This is a genomic window from Vibrio breoganii (assembly GCF_024346795.1).
GTDB classification, from domain to species: Bacteria; Pseudomonadota; Gammaproteobacteria; order Enterobacterales; family Vibrionaceae; genus Vibrio; species Vibrio breoganii.
Genome location: NZ_AP024865.1, coordinates 1,142,983 through 1,158,664, shown reverse-complemented (window position 1 = coordinate 1,158,664; position 15,682 = coordinate 1,142,983). Strand labels below are relative to the sequence as shown.

Annotated in this window: 13 protein-coding genes; 8 read left to right on the top strand and 5 right to left on the bottom strand. The window is 43.7% G+C overall.

What is annotated here, in order from left to right:
- Positions 1–7: 7 nt before the first annotated feature.
- Positions 8–2,698: a polysaccharide lyase 6 family protein gene (locus OCU35_RS18160; RefSeq protein WP_261826151.1), complete on the bottom strand. Its 2,691-nt coding sequence runs from the start codon at positions 2,696–2,698 to the stop codon at positions 8–10.
- 628 nt (positions 2,699–3,326) lie between these two features.
- The gene (locus tag OCU35_RS18155; RefSeq protein WP_261826150.1) at positions 3,327–3,746 is read right to left on the bottom strand and encodes a BLUF domain-containing protein; all 420 of its coding nucleotides are present in this window, start codon (positions 3,744–3,746) and stop codon (positions 3,327–3,329) included.
- Positions 3,747–3,982: 236 nt separating this feature from the next.
- Here OCU35_RS18155 and OCU35_RS18150 point away from each other — a divergent pair, with 236 nt between their 5' ends.
- Positions 3,983–5,566, top strand: coding sequence for an alpha-glucosidase (locus OCU35_RS18150; protein WP_261826149.1), 1,584 nt, complete (start codon positions 3,983–3,985; stop codon positions 5,564–5,566).
- A 56-nt stretch (positions 5,567–5,622) separates the two neighbouring features.
- Here OCU35_RS18150 and OCU35_RS18145 read toward each other — a convergent pair whose 3' ends face one another.
- Both OCU35_RS18145 and OCU35_RS18140 read right to left on the bottom strand, forming a co-directional pair.
- Entirely contained in the window at positions 5,623–7,182 is a 1,560-nt protein-coding gene (locus tag OCU35_RS18145; protein ID WP_261826148.1) for an amidohydrolase family protein, read from the bottom strand.
- 101 nt (positions 7,183–7,283) lie between these two features.
- Positions 7,284–7,928: a DUF3299 domain-containing protein gene (locus OCU35_RS18140; RefSeq protein ID WP_261826147.1), complete on the bottom strand. Its 645-nt coding sequence runs from the start codon at positions 7,926–7,928 to the stop codon at positions 7,284–7,286.
- Positions 7,929–8,119: 191 nt separating this feature from the next.
- Here OCU35_RS18140 and OCU35_RS18135 point away from each other — a divergent pair, with 191 nt between their 5' ends.
- The 5 genes from OCU35_RS18135 (at position 8,120) to OCU35_RS18115 (ending at position 12,650) form a co-directional block, all read left to right on the top strand.
- A complete protein-coding gene (locus tag OCU35_RS18135) occupies positions 8,120–9,085 on the top strand; it encodes a helix-turn-helix domain-containing protein (RefSeq protein WP_261826146.1) in 966 nt (321 codons plus the stop codon).
- 223 nt (positions 9,086–9,308) lie between these two features.
- Positions 9,309–9,521 carry a transcription antiterminator/RNA stability regulator CspE gene (gene cspE, locus OCU35_RS18130; protein ID WP_017029860.1) on the top strand — a complete coding sequence of 71 codons (213 nt, stop codon included), beginning with the start codon at positions 9,309–9,311 and terminating at the stop codon, positions 9,519–9,521.
- 580 nt (positions 9,522–10,101) lie between these two features.
- On the top strand, positions 10,102–11,322 hold the full coding sequence (locus OCU35_RS18125; RefSeq protein ID WP_017029859.1) for a M28 family peptidase: 1,221 nt from the start codon (positions 10,102–10,104) through the stop codon (positions 11,320–11,322).
- Positions 11,323–11,492: 170 nt separating this feature from the next.
- Positions 11,493–12,065: an elongation factor P-like protein EfpL gene (gene efpL / locus OCU35_RS18120; protein WP_017029858.1), complete on the top strand. Its 573-nt coding sequence runs from the start codon at positions 11,493–11,495 to the stop codon at positions 12,063–12,065.
- 168 nt (positions 12,066–12,233) lie between these two features.
- Complete coding sequence (locus OCU35_RS18115; protein ID WP_017029857.1) at positions 12,234–12,650, top strand: GFA family protein; 417 nt, start codon at positions 12,234–12,236, stop codon at positions 12,648–12,650.
- Positions 12,651–12,746: 96 nt separating this feature from the next.
- Here OCU35_RS18115 and OCU35_RS18110 read toward each other — a convergent pair whose 3' ends face one another.
- Positions 12,747–13,352, bottom strand: a complete 606-nt coding sequence (locus OCU35_RS18110) for a sugar O-acetyltransferase (RefSeq protein WP_261826145.1) — start codon at positions 13,350–13,352, stop codon at positions 12,747–12,749.
- A gap of 330 nt (positions 13,353–13,682) precedes the next feature.
- On the opposite strand from OCU35_RS18110, the gene OCU35_RS18105 reads away from it, so the two are divergent.
- Both OCU35_RS18105 and OCU35_RS18100 read left to right on the top strand, forming a co-directional pair.
- On the top strand, positions 13,683–14,702 hold the full coding sequence (locus tag OCU35_RS18105; RefSeq protein ID WP_261826144.1) for a S1 family peptidase: 1,020 nt from the start codon (positions 13,683–13,685) through the stop codon (positions 14,700–14,702).
- 82 nt (positions 14,703–14,784) lie between these two features.
- A complete protein-coding gene (locus OCU35_RS18100) occupies positions 14,785–15,666 on the top strand; it encodes a LysR substrate-binding domain-containing protein (RefSeq protein WP_261826143.1) in 882 nt (293 codons plus the stop codon).
- Positions 15,667–15,682 lie beyond the last annotated feature (16 nt).

Sequence of the window (15,682 nt, the reverse complement as noted above, 5' to 3'; positions counted from 1 at the left end):
TAATCTACTAAATATCGGTACGTTTAATCAAACGTACTTCATCAAAATAGGCTTCTTCATCAGTGTCGGGTGTTCCTTGGTACGTTAGATCGAACTCATCAATTCGAACTTCAAGCTCTTTGTTGTTTTCTACTTGATAAAGTAATTCATCTACACCGACCGAAGTGTCAATTTCCATGTAGGCAAACACTTCAACATCGCTATTGGAGGCACTATCAAATTCAAGAGTTACTTGCTTGAAGCAGCTTTTCACACTTCCTTCAGGGGCATCATCGAGATCTTTAATGTGCGCTCTTGCTTCCGAAATGATATTCCCTTCGCTATCTTTAACGCCATAATGTAGCGTAGATACAGAGTCATCTCCTTTATTGTCACAGTAGTAAAGGCTATATGTCATTGGTGTATCCATAGGAATACCTGAGACTTTCTGGCTAAGACCTGGCGTCGAGGTAAAGTCATAGGTATCTTCGCCTGCTTTAAAACGTATGCGCGCCGAGCCATTTGTACCACCTTCGTCATTAAAGGCGGAATCACCTGAACTCCCCACATCTCCTAAGCCTTCACTGCTACCTTCTTGTTGAAGCCAAAAGTCACTGCTACCACCATCGGAGCGCCACTGACCTAAGTCGCCGTCTTGAATTCCTGCATTTAACGTTACTTCACTCGCAAGTGCCAAAGACAATTGTCCTGATGTTTCTGTAGCTCCAGTTGTGAACTCATGGATGACCAGTTGGTAATCTGTATTGGATACATCACCATCAAAGCTGTGCTCGCCGACGCTGATATTATATTTGCCTTTCACAAAAGCAGAGACTGCATGTTTTGTGTTGGGTGTTAGTGTTACTTCTTGATATGCACTTTGATCTTCTCCTACCACAACTAAACTTGAATTATAGCTAAAAGCACCTAAATCTGTAACGGGAGCATTGCCCAACCAGCCTTCAGTACCATCGGCAAACGCATAGTTTTTCAGGTCAATTTCGAGGATTACTGGCTTCGGTTTCTCGAAAGAATAGGATTGTGGACCTACATCATCATAATTTAGTGGCTCAACTAGTGGAGAACCATTAGTAATATCATCAGCTCCAGCTAGAGTGATTTCATTACGTGCAAGGCCATCCATGTCAGACGTTACTCCAATAAATTCGCCTCTATCGTATTCAGTCGCGTCAATACTCGAAGAGTTTGATGGTCGGTATAAACCATCGGTACCTTTTACTAAATCAGCATTAACAAGGCTACCAGTAACTTTGTCTGTATCAGCAAAGGATTCACCATCTACAATATTGCCAACAACAACAGAGTTACTTGCCCAACCACGGTCAGTTTCAACAAATACTGGACCGATGGCTTTATCAACAATATTGTTTGCAAAGTAGATTTGCTCTGGTTGTTTCGACTTACCACCACCATCGATGTTAATACTATTGATACTGTCTACTACGGTGTTAAACGCGACATGAACATTTTCAAGTGGCTGATAGCCATTTCCGCCATCACTTGCGCCGTCAGTACCAAGAAGCACAATCCCACCATGATGAGTCGTCGACTTGTAGCGTGCACCTTCGATATAGTTGTTTGTTACAATGTGCCCGTCATCGACCAATCTTAAGCCACCAGAATAGGGGTAACCGTCACCAAAAATGAAGTTGTTAGAGATGTTGTTCTGATGACCATGGCGGTTTGTAATGGAACCATAACTATTACGCACAGTGTTTTGTGCAATTACGTTTTTAGATGCTTTATTTGAAATAACTTCAGCTTCTCCCTGAATGCGCTCAAATAGGTTGCCTATAACGAATGAATTCCCATTATAGTGGTGGGTTTCACTTAGACCCGTACGAATGGCTTCATAGTCATTGTCGCTACTGCCAGCGTATAGTTTGCCTTGTGTCGGTGGGCGGTTAGCAAAGTAGTTAGCATAAACGGTGGTAAATTCAGCGATCCCTCCGTTCCCCTCGTCCATTAGTCCGCTTTCTCTTACTAACGAAACAATAGGGTTGCCAGTAGTTTTACCACTGAAAATATTGTGATCAATCCAGTTATGTTTGCCGTAAAGGGCGAGCCACACGCCATTTTCCTTATCACTGGAAAGGTTTTTATGTGCATCGATATTAATAAAGACGTTTTCTGAAATACGACAATTGTTACAAAGTTCTGCAGAGCTAAATCGAGTTTCTAGTAATTTGCTACTCGCACTTTCGCCACCTTTGAAGATAAGGCCGTGTAACTGAACATACTCGCCGCCCATAACGATTTTTGTTTCGCCGGTGATAGTCACCTGGCCTGGATTAGTCGCACGAACCTTAATTGGTGCTTCTTCTGTACCTTGGCCGCCAAATACAAGCTCGGCTTCGCTATAAGTGCCGTCGTCAATACAGATAACATCACCGGGGCTCATTGCTTTGTCGTAAATACTTGGCTCCGAAATATACTCTGTGCATTCACTTGAATCGGAGTTTAAAAGGGTTTTTACACCTTGTGGCATGTCTTTCGCAAAAGGTACCTCTGATATTATTGGAGTCGAGGGATCGAGTGGCGTTCCTGGTATTGATTCATCAGGATCCACTGGAACAGATGGCTCTAGTGGCGTTCCAGGAATCGAGTTATCAGGGCCGGTTACTTGACTACTTTGACTGGAATCATTGCAACCGACGATCGCTAACGCTATTAATATGGATAAAATACTCTTGTTCATATTTCCTCTTGTTTTAGATGGTTACATTTCATTTCCATATGTTACGTACCGTTACGGTTAGCTCAAAGCGATCAACGTCTCATTTGTATTACATAAGTACAATACTATTTAATGGCTCGTGGTTTGATATTGGTTATTATCTTTTAAAAACAGACACTTACCATTTTATTGGGAGGTGGGTATATTTTTGAAGTGAATAGTCGGAATTATGAACTACTTCACAAGATATATAATGGAAATAATTAATCTTGGCTATTGATTTGCTGTTTATAGTTGATGCTTTTAAATTACTGAGCGTGGTTTTAAATTTAATTGAAAAATTATTCTTTGACGGTGAAATAATAATTCACTAATTGGGGTGTTTATTTCTGAGGCAGCATAGCCATCTAGGTCTTACATATTGCTATAAAAAGCGAAGGGTTTATTCGTTAATTCCGATTTGAGTCTGCTGCGTACATTTGAAAGTGCATAATGGGGCCTAACAAATAATATCAATGAATCTACCTTCACGTTTAAATGTAAGTAGGGCTTTTTATATAGCGTTATTTCGATGCTCGAAGAGTAACGCCTGAAGATACAAGAAGCTCTAAGGTCGTGACTCTCGAGTTTGGGGCTACATAAGGCTTCCTTACTCCGAAGGCAGCCTCTGCTTTAGTTCCAACAGCATTTGAAACGCACTTTCGCCAGACATTTCATAGGGATTGAAATCCGGCGTTCCGGAAAATTGCAGGTTAATCAAAGCGGTAAGATATGATTCTGGTATGTCTCCCATAGACCAGTCACCAAAGACTCTGCTGTGGATCTCTTGGAAATACAGGATCTGCACATTGCCATGTCTTTCATCTTCTAGGATACGATTATAGGTTGAGTTGATGGCTTCTCTTGAACCCTCAAGGCACTGTAAGAAATACTTATTGTTATGACTGAGCAGGCCGGTTAGATGGCTTTGTTGGTTATGTTTTCTAGAGGTGGCGAGTATGTCATCTAAAGTGTGAGAATCACAGGTTGGAGAAAGGGTACTGATGTAAATTAATCGCGTTAGAACCATAGCCATCACTTCTATTTTTATTGAAAGACACTATCAAATATAATCTATGTTGCTGAAATTCATAGGACAAACAGCACGGTTTATACATTTGTGAACTCACATCGTGACATAAGAACTGTCCCGCTTTATTATCCTTGGTCTCAGGCTGCTTTTAGCCAACCTCAGAGACAAATCACGATTATCGCTCCCTCGGAGACAAATCATGATTATCGCTCATTCGTTTATGGAGCATGATTATGAATACTTGGGTAAAAGACGCGATCGTTTATCAGATCTACCCACGCAGTTTTAAAGACTCAAACAACGACGGCATTGGTGACATCAATGGTGTTCGTTCAAAACTCGACTATCTTCAGCAACTCGGTATTAATACCCTTTGGTTAAGTCCAGTTTACGATTCACCTTGTGATGACAATGGATACGACATTCGTGATTATCAGGCCATTCTAGCCGAATTTGGCACTATGCAAGACTTCGACTTATTACTGGAAGAGTGCCATCAGCGAGGTATGAAGCTGGTAATGGATTTGGTGATCAACCATTGTTCGGATGAGCATGAGTGGTTTGAGCAATCGAAACAATCAAAGACAGGGCCGTATGCAGATTACTTCTATTGGGCTGATGAGCCTAACGATTTGAGGTCGGTGTTTGGCGGTAGTGCTTGGGAGTATTGTGAGTCTCGCCAGCAATTCTATTTACATACCTTTAGTAAAAAACAGCCAGACCTTAATTGGGAATGTTGTGATCTGGTTTCTGAAATTGAGCAGATGGTGGATTGGTGGCTAGACAAAGGGGTGGATGGCTTTCGAGTCGATGCGATTTCGTTTTTGGATAAGTCAGGCATCGAAGATGCGCCGAATGGCACCTTTGCCACAGAAGCATGCGTGAATCGACCGAAGGGACATGCACATCTGAGTAAGCTAATGAGCAAGGTACATACTCGTGATGTTCTTAGTGTTGGGGAGATCAATGCTAGAGATACCAATGAATTACTGGATTATGTGCTTCCTTCACGTAACGAATTTCAAATGGCTATTGTATTCACGCCACCAGAAATCGAAGTATTTCATGAGAACCTGAACCAATATTATAAAGAACAGGTTAAGACTCGTATTGAGGTTCAAAGGCAAGGCGCTTGGAATGCGAATTTCCTCTCAAACCATGATAAGCCACGACAAATATCGCTTTACGGTGATGACGGCGAGTTTTGGTTACAGTCAGCAAAAGCGTTAGCCGTACTTAACCTTACTCAGCATGGGACCCCTTACCTATACCAAGGTGAGGAAATAGGTATGACCAACTGCTATTTTGATGAGATCTCTAATTATGATGACATTGATACTGTTGCCAAATATCAAGAGCAGCTGGAGCACGGCTTATCAAGTGATGAAGCCTTGGCTCTGGTAAGCAAAGCCAGCCGAGATAACAGCCGGACGCCAATGCAGTGGGATGACTCAACCTTCGCGGGTTTCAGTGAAACTATGCCTTGGCTGAAGGTTAATGAGAACAAGAACACGATAAACGTAAAAGCTCAGCAGCAGGATGCTGAGTCTATATTGCACTTCTACCAACAGTTGATTGAATTGCGCCTCAGCTCTGAGACGCTAAAAACAGGAGAGACATCGCTGTACGATACAGAGGATGCGCTTATTGCATACCAACGTGAGGGTGATAACTGCACCTATTCAGTGATTGTGAACCTAAGCCCTGCAAGGGTATCGGCACCTAATCTTCCTGAACTTCAGTCAGCGGAGTTGATACTCGGAGAAGAGCTAAACGAGTCTCTAGCGCCATACTCTTTTGCGATATACAAAAGCTAAAACAGTGAAATTAGCGTTAAACATGAATACGTTTAACGCTAATTCCTAGTTCAGCGCTATTGAGCCTTTACTTCGCGGCGGATAGCTTGTCCAGGGGCTGCATCGGTCACTAATTCACCCTCTTTGACTACAAATTGTCCATTCACTAATACGGTATTGATACCGGTAGAGATAGCAGCGGGCACTTGATATGTCGCTTGATTGTCGACAGTTTTAGGGTCAAAGATCACAATGTCTGCGTCCATACCTTGCTGAATACGTCCTTTCTTCTCCATTTGCGGTACGAAGCCATCAAGCACAGTTGCTGGCATATAACTCATCTTTCTGATGGCTTCTTCCATGGTCAATAACCCACGCTCTCTCACGTATGAGCCTAAGATCTTGGTGAAAGTGCCACTGGATCTTGGGTGAGCAAATGCTTCACTCGGGATCGGCCATTCGTTCCCCTCGTAATAGCTAATTTGTCCATCTTCGATCAGCATCCAAGGCATAGAATCAGATTCAATCAACACGTTTGGATGAATGATAGAACGATCCAGCGCTGATAACTCACTTGGGATAGCTTCATCCAAGAAATGCCAATTGATCACCGAGCCTGGCGCCTCTTTTTGTGTCTCTAGCATCTCTTCGTTGTTCAGGCGTTTTGTGCCTAATTGAATACTTTCTTCTTGGTAGCCCAAGCGTTCTTTCCACTCAGGACCGCTGAACATCGCAGCGCCAATTACCGTACTTGCAGCGCCCCAAGGATATGCCCCTGCGGTAACGTGCAGGCCCTGCTGTGTTGCATCATCAAACAGCTCAAGGGTGGCATCAATATCGCGCAATGAGGTGCTGTTGATGTGATTAATGTGCATCTTGGCGCCAGTGAGAGCCGAGTTCGCGATAAGTTCTTGTATCGCCTCAAAGCTACTACCTGGTTCTAGCATGCTGGCATAGCGAACGTGCGTGTAAGTTGCCACATCTTGCTCTGCTGCTAGTTTTGCTAGTGCGTAATATTCTTTTTGTCCGTAGCCAGGAGCGTAGCCGGCGTTAATTCCGATACCAATCGCGCCCTCACCTAAGCCTTGCTGAACGTAAGCCATGATTTTTTCGAGCTGTTCAGGCGTCGCAATTTCTTGCTTCCAGTTATCAACGCCTTGTTTACTTTGAAAGTATTGAAGGTTCGCTACTGGCTCAGTTTCAGTAAACGTGGCAATACGTGCAAATGTCCAGGCTGCTGAAGCGCCGTAGTTGATGGGTAGATTTTTTTCAGATTGAGTCTTATACCAATCGGCAATAGGCAGAATACCCGACTCAAGCTCAAGGGCGGTCGTAACACCTTGTTGCGCCTGCATTCGGTAACCTGCAATGTTTTGGCCATGATGGTGGAGGTCGATGAAGCCAGGAGAAACAATATGCTCACTCGCATCGATAACTTGATTCCCACTAATGGCATCGGTAGTCACAGCGACAATAGTGCCTTTATTGATACCGATATTACGGATATCGCTGAGGCCCGTTTCAGGGTCAATGACGTGACCGCCCTTGATAACGAGATCGAAAGTGGTTGCATACACATTGGCAGAGCCAATTAGCAAAGCAATTGGCAATGCGATTGAGCGAATAGGTGATTTCATGTTTATTCCTAGAAATTGTATAAATTGGTGGATGCACCTTCTTTGCGAAGAATGCTTCTCAAATTGTTTGGTTCCAAATAGGGCGTTTAGGGCTACAGCCCCTAGTAGGCTGCGTATTCCACGCTGACGGCTGACATTGAGTAGCCGGTACTGACGACTTCTGTACCATCAATAAATGAAATGGGTAGGTCTTGCTGTTTAGTGACTATGTCCCCAGTCACCACAATCACTTTGTATAAATCTTGCAGTTCAAAGCCTTTTTTTAGCTCCACAATCACAGTTTGATTCGCTGGAGGTGGAGGCGTGTGGATACATGCACCGGCCGTTGGAACGAGTAAGAATTTGGTCGTTAACATCCCTTCCATTTCAAGAGGAACCAGGAAACCAGGGATCGAGACATTGCTGAGGTTTAACTGCATATTGACCGTTGATAAGCGTCTGCGCTCAATAGCGAGTGCCTCATCTCTTAGCTTGAGCAGGTCATCGGCTTCATAGCCTGATGTGCGCAATGCATCTATATCCTTCTGATACTGTTGAGACTCTGCATCACTCATATCACGTCTTTTGCTGGTATTACGGTAATTAAGAATGTTGTACAGGTGACTGACTTGAGGCTTGCTCAACGCAGGCAGTTCAATGGTTTCTGTTGCCGGTGGAATAAGGTCTTTCCACTGAATCATCTCAGCCGAGGAGGTGCTGAAACTGGCAAAGATAAACAGTAATGAGCTCAGTTTGCGTAGTGTCATGGTTTGCTCTCTATGCGTTAGGAGTAATAACTTGCCAGAGTTAGCCCTCAAGGCTTCAAATCCGTTTACTAACTGACCTTCTGTAGTACGGGAGAGAGTGTAGCGTTAGCATGGGGTTACACTTAGGTCATTTGGTGACACTATGTGCTAAAGTTTGCTTATTCTCTTTTGTAGTTACCTAAGGTTGTTCGATGAAACCCACCTCAGACAGATCTCAATTGTTAGTGAGTTCAACGGATAACGTAGCCCCGTTTATTGAGTACTGCGAGAAGCGAAATATTGATTGGGCAGCCTCAGCGGTGAAGTTAGGCTTACCTGTCGAATTGATGAAAGAACAAAGTTGGCTTCCGACTAAAGAGGTGATGTTTTTCTTAAGCGAGCTGCAAAGGGCGCACAACCTTCAGATTGGGATTGAAGTGGGAAGGTGGGCATCTTTAGACCAAATATCGGGGCGCCTTTCTGAACAGATTAAAGGTTGTCAGGCGCTTAAAGATGGTGTGCATGTTTTAACGAATGAACTGACACACTTTAACAACCATGTGGTCATTTGGACTGAACATCTTGATGGGAGCTGGTGGTTATGTCACCGAGGTGGGTATCGCCCATCGGTCAATGGATTCGAGCATACCGAATGGTTTCGAACTTTAGCTTTGATTAACTTCTGCCGACACTTTTTGGGCGAAAATTGGAAACCATCAAAAACAAAGCTAATGATGCAGTACCGAGAGCAAGCCTCAATTCCGAGTCAATTTCTTCAACCTAGGATTGAGTATTCTCATGGCTATGGAGCGATAGCTATTGATATCAATGATGATTTTGAGGCTCTATCGCCTCAAGAGAGCACCCACGATTGGCACGTTGCAATACTAAAGCTCATCAGAACATACGCAGTGTTGCCTTGGTTTAATATTGAATGGTTTGCTCCAATGCTAGGAATGACCAAGCGCACCCTGCAAAGAAATTTGAAGAAAGAAGGGTATGTATTCAAGTCACTCAAAGAAGAGGCAAGAAAACAAAAAGCGATTGAATTACTCAATGATACTTCACTGTCTATCGACGATATTGCTTGGCAAGTGGGTTATACAGACCTGAGCAATTTTAATCGGGCATTTAGAGCTTGGACTGGTGTTAGTGCTCCTGCCTATCGAAGAAAATAAAAAAGAATGCTTTACAGCCTGTTTTATTAGTGTACTATCCACGTTCACTCTGTGATTCAGAGTTATTAATGAAATATAAAGTAAAAGCAAAACCCTCAGTATTCCATCGTTATTGTTGTCATCCTCAGTGTTTCCTTAGCTTCATCGTAGCATTCAATAATTCAAGATTTCAGCGTCTCGCAATATTGCGAAAATAAATGATTTAAAAAATAAGGGACAAATTATGTCTAACAAAACTACTGGTATCGTAAAATGGTTTAACGAAGAGAAAGGTTTCGGCTTTTTGACTCAAGACAATGGCGGTGCAGACGTATTCGTTCACTTCCGTGCTATCGCATCTGAAGGTTTCAAGACTCTAGCTGAAGGCCAAAAAGTGTCTTTCACAGTAGAGCAAGGTCAAAAAGGCCTTCAAGCTGCTGACGTAGTAGCTATCTAAGTTTTGTCGGCGCAGATAGCTTTGGCTGTCTGCGCCAACTTAATACCATTAACTCATAACTCAATAATTTATATCGTAACACCGTAAATAAAAACCTCTCTCACATCTGCAAAATGTAAATGTCGTCAAGTTAGTTATTTCCTTCGCTACATCAATATAAATATTAAATAAGCTTAGCTATTTCCATGTTGAATTTAATTTCACAGGAAAGGTTCAGTCGTATAAAAATTAAGGATATTTATGTCTCGTTCTATCGGTCGTAAACGCTTTTGGTTCCAAAAAAAGTGCACAGAAAATAGTACCAAATTTAAAAAAGCTAGCTAATTATCAATACTTAGCTTCGCTGTAATGTCTTAGACTCAAGCCGTTTTCGTGATCCAGAACGCTTTGAGTTGATAAGAATCTCAATTTCTACACTACTCAATCCTCACAACAAACACGCATTACTCCCATAATCTTGCTCATCTCAACTATGAGCCTAGTTTCATCTCGCACCTACTAACATTTGTAAATCCCTTGAATTCATTGGCTTCAGGCATTAGTTTAACTGCCAATAGTAAATGGATATGAGAATGACCAAATGACTTCAGAAAGCAACAACGCTCAGCCTTGGGCACAGCCAATGCCACAACACCAGTTTGAATTTATGTCTAAAGTATTGTCTGCACCTTCCCCAATTGGGTTTGAAGCGGCGATGAGCTATGGCGTGATCAAACCTGAGTTTGAATCGTTTATGCCTGAAGGTTGGGGTATTCATCAATTCAAGGGCAACGCGAGTATCGTGTTTGACTCTCACCCAGGCCGCGACGATCTTACTAGCGTTATGATTGTTGGTCATGCGGATAAGATTCGCATGCAGGTGCGTAAAATTGATAACGACGGTAAGGTTTGGATCAATACCGATTCTTTTTTACCGACGACCTTGATTGGTCATGAAGTTCAAGTCTTCTGCCAAGACCCAGAAAAGCTAGGCGCTTACAAAGTGATTAAGGGTGGAACTGTTGAGGCACTCGGTGCTATTCACTTCTCTACACCATCACAGCGCACAGGTGAGCAGGGCATTAAGCCTGAATCGATCTACCTAGAACTGCAAATGCACGGTGAAGACCGCAAAGCACAAGTAGAGGCTCTTGGCCTGCGTGTGGGTGACCCAATCCTACTTGATCGCCCTATCAAACGAGGCGTTGGTGCAGATACCTTCTTCGGTGCTTATCTTGATAACGGCCTAGGCTGTTTTTCTGTCACTGAGGTGGCTCGCACTCTTGCTTCTGAAGGCCTAGATAACGTACGCGTACTCTACACTATCGCGACTCATGAAGAGATTGGCCGCTTTGGTTCTACTCAAGTAGTGGGCGAGCTTAAGCCTGATGTATTAATTGCAACAGACGTGAATCATGATTATGAGGCAGCGCCTGGCATTGGTGCTCGCAATATGAACCCGCTAAAAATGGGGCAGGGCTTTACGATTGGTCGTGGATCCGTAGCGTCAGAATACCTAGTTCAGGTGTTTGATACCTTGTGTCGTGAGAAGAATATCCCGTTCCAGTTGGATTTCTCTGGTCGTGACATGGGCACAGACGGCATGGCGGCAGCACTTGCTGGTGTTGATAGCGCATCAATCTCAATTGGTTACCCAATTCGCAACATGCACACTTCATCGGAGTCCGCTCATACTGGCGACTTGCTTGCTTCTATCGAAGCCATCACTGAAGTTTTGCGTCATTTCAATAACATGAATGATGGAAAGGGTATTACTCGTGATGACTTGAAGAACAGCCATATTCGATTGGACAATCTTTGATCTAAAGTGATGTAACCATTGTTTAAGAGCGCTCCTATTGGGGCGCTTTTTTGTGGGGTAAAGATACATTAAACACAGTTTTACAGCCTTGAGAGCAGTATTGGATGATCAACCCCAAATGTCCTTGTATACTCTGCTAGAAAGATCCTAATTGAGACAAGGGAACAACAATGCCTAAGGCAAGTGAAATCAAAAAAAGTGCTGCGATTGAGCACAACGGTAAAGTGTACTTCGTTAAAGAAATCAACAAACTAACGCCAAGTGGCCGTGCAGGTGCAAGCCTATACCGCATGCGTATGTATGATGTAGCGACAGGCGCAAAGGCAGACGAAAGCTTTAAAGCCGATGAAATCATTAACCTAGCAGATTTCAGCCGTCACCCATCTACCTTCTCTTACATCGATGGCGATGAGTATGTGTTTATGGATAGTGAAGACTACACTCCATACAACTTCAACAAAGAGACCATTGAAGATGAGCTTCAATTCATCAATGAAGAAACACAAGGCATCTACGTACTGCTCGTTGATGGTAGCCCAGTAGCACTTGAATTACCTTCAGTTGTTGAGCTTGAAATTGTTGAAACAGACCCATCAATCAAGGGTGCTTCAGCCGCTGCTCGTACTAAGCCTGCAACGCTTTCTACAGGTCTTATTATTCAAGTACCTGAGTACATTGCTGGTGGAGAAAAAGTTCGTGTGAACACCACTGACAAAGCATTCATGGGTCGTGCTGAGAAGTAATCTCTCACCCCCCCGAATTGAAAACGCAGTCGCTTTCGAGCCACTGCGTTTTTTTATGGCTGCAGTTAGCTTTAACCACAATTTGCGATTTTGATCTCATCGATTAGCTTTTGCTTACCTCTAATAGCGCTATGCTAGAGTGACGTTAATTAAATGGATATTTTCCTTATGAATTTTCCCATTAAAGCTAGCTGTCAATGTGGACAAGTTTCTTACCTACTGAAGGCTAAGCCAAAGAAAGTAATGGCCTGCCATTGTACTGAATGCCAAAAGCTCGCCACTGCTCCCTATAGTGTTACTGCCGCTGTACTTGCGGAGGATATCGACTTCAGTGGAGAGATGCATGAATGGCGACGCTCATCGGACAGTGGCAATGTGAATGCCGCTAAATTCTGCCCACAGTGTGGCAATCGTATCTATCATTACAACCCTGCGGAACCAAATCTTCTGAAGCTGAAGTTAAAGCCTATTGATGCTGATGTTATGGCACTGTTTGAGCCGACAGCGCATATTTGGATTAAGGAGAAGCAGAGTTGGTTTAAGGTTCCTGATGGTGTGCCTGCCTTTGACACTATGCCGACATAGGACTCCGATTAGCTCTCGAATAAGTGAGGGTTAGTTTTATTGAGATGAAAAGCACTTCATAAAGAAGTGCTTTTGTAGGTCTTGAATACGTAACAATTACAAATCGAGTGGCGTTAGATCGTGATACTCCCACTTGTCCTCGTCTGTAAATTCTCGCATGACTTTACAAGGGTTGCCCACAGCGATAACGCCAGCTGGGATATCTTTAGTCACTACACTGCCCGCACCGATAATGCTGCCTTCACCTATGGTGACACCGCCACAGACAGTGGTGTTCGCTCCAAGCCACACATCATCTTGAAGAGTAATTGGCTTCGACGCATAAAGGCCGACTGCGGAACGTTGATAAGGGTCGATAGCGTGCTCCACACAGGCGAGTACACTACCTGGTCCTATCATTACGTTTGCACCAATGTGCACAGTAGAGGTATCTAAAATAACGCAGTTGTAGTTGAGAAGCGCAAAACCTTTGAAGTGAATGTTAAAGCCGTAGTCACAGCGAAAGTGAGGCTCGATGTTCATGAAGGAGGTCACTGTGCCAAACAACTCTTTGTATAGGGTTTGTCTCTGTTCCATGTCATCAGGATGAGAATTGTTGAGCTCGAAGCAGAGTCGCTTTGCCTTGGATTGAAGCTTTTTGTCATCACGAGCAAACTTATGGATGAACGGCTGATTTGAGGTGAGCTTGTCGATGAAGTTCATGTGTATAGTCATGTTGAAAAACGAAGCTAATACTTTACCAATTTAGTGCTACAAAAAATTAGGCGTTAGTCTAGGAAATACGAATTCTTGCAACTTAGTCCTGTTGTTCTTGAGTTAACTTTTACTGATGGTTTTTGAACTTTGTCCGATAAAATGAGTAAAACTTAGTACTGCAAAGCTATTTCAAAAAAGCTATATTTAAAGGCAAGCTCAAGTGCAGTTGCAATGAGACAAATTTAATAGCTAGCTGATGACAACCCTTATTAATAAGGCTAAGTCACTGGGTAACGGAACTACCTAGGCAGAGTGCACTAATTGATGGAGTAGGGTATGCATAAGGCGTTTAGATTGGCTGCGTGTGCAGTCGTTTCGCTCGGACCGGTTCACGCAGTGGCAACCGATGGAGGAGCGAGTACATACATCGTAAACGGGATCTCCGTTTCGATTCAAACGTTCCCTTCGTTTTCTAGCCTCTACTTTGACCAATTAGATACTTCCGGTTTGTACCAAAACTATTGCGGTGCGACGATTCTCGATGAGTATCATGTACTTACTGCTGCCCACTGTGTCGAGGGCGACTCTTACTACTATACCTACACTTCTATTGCTCCTCAGCTTGAAAACGAACAGCAGGTTCTCAATGGCAGCGTCCAATTGATCCGCGCTAGCGAATTCTACTATCCAAACACTTTTGTCGACAATGAAGCGCTGAGCTGGCCAGATGATATCGCTATCATTAAGCTAGAAAACCCAATGCCAGTAGACCCTTCTGACTACGTTACCTTAGCGTCTATGAGTGACATCTCGTATTACGATGTGGTGGGAACAGAGATGGTGACCATTGGCCATGGTTATACGCGTTCGGGTACAGATGACTCTGATGGTTTACAAGGCACAACTCAAAGATTGCTTTCGAGCTCTGGTTGTTCGTCGGCTGGAACGAGTAGCAAACAACTCTGCCTGATTGGTGATTACAGCCCTGATACGGATTTACTCAATTCTACCTGTGGGGGCGACTCAGGCGGCCCTCTATATTGGTACAACGGCAGTCAATATATTCAGGTGGGGATAACCAGTTACGGACCCACAAAATGTGGAAATCCAGATTCTGACTACTCGTCAGCGTACACTGAGGTTGCAGAATATCGAGGCTGGATTGCAGACGTATTAGCGGGACGAGAGATACCTCAGGTTATCGTTACTGAGTTCGACCGAGAAAACTATACCCCTGATGAAGGAGATTCTAGCTTTGGCGATGAATCTGGCGGCTCTTTATCTTGGGCTTGGTTGCTCGCTTTGATCGTTGGACGCGGCCTACAATCTCGTCGTTTTAAGAGCTCAATCGATTGAGTCTGTTTGTTTCGTTATTAAGCGGTTGTAAGCACTAATTGTTGTTATAATTGCAACAATACCCACTTATTAAATCTAATTTATGCTTACTCGTTCTGATGATCTCGAAATTCTTCTTACCGTAGTTGATAGTGGCGGCTTCTCTGCAGCCGCAGAGGCGCTGGATATCCAAGTTGCTAGAGTGTCACGCTCTGTTAGCAAGGTTGAGAAGCAGTTAGGAGTATCCATACTCAATCGCACAACGCGCCGTGTCGAACTGACGGATGAAGGGCGACAGTTTATTGACGGGGTGAGATTAGGGCTTCAACAACTGCAAAAAGCTGAGGACGATATTGTTTCTCGAGGTGAACTGCCAAAAGGGCGCTTGAGAGTAGATGCGGCCAGCCCGTTTGTGTTTCATCAGTTGGTACCATTAGTAAAAGAGTTCAACCAAGCCTATCCGGACATTAAGCTAGAACTGACGTCCAACGAAGGCTTTGTAGACCTTCTAGAAAAGAAAACTGACATCGCGATTCGCATCGGGTCGCTGACCGATTCAACCCTTCATGCCAGACCTCTAGGCAAAAGCCCTCTGTACATTGTTGCCTCGCCGGAGTACTTATCTAGAAGAGGCATACCGCAGCAAACCAGCGACCTTTCTACTCATGACATTATCGGCTTTGCGGGGGTAAAGGTACTTAATGACTGGCCTTTAAGAGGTTTTTCTCCTTTAGAACAAACCTTTATCTCAAGTAATGGCGAAACAGTTAGGCAGTTGGCGCTTGAAGGAAATGGTGTCGCATGCCTATCTGGCTTTATGGTGAACAAAGACATAGAGGTAGGGCGCTTAGTCTCTTTGCTGGAAGGTGACAAGATGAGCAATACAGGACGTGAGTTGGTGAATGCGGTTTACTATCGCTCTTCTACGGTATCAAAACGTATCTCAGCGTTTATTGATTTTATTCAGCCTAAGCTCACCCTATAAACCAGCTTAGTTGGGC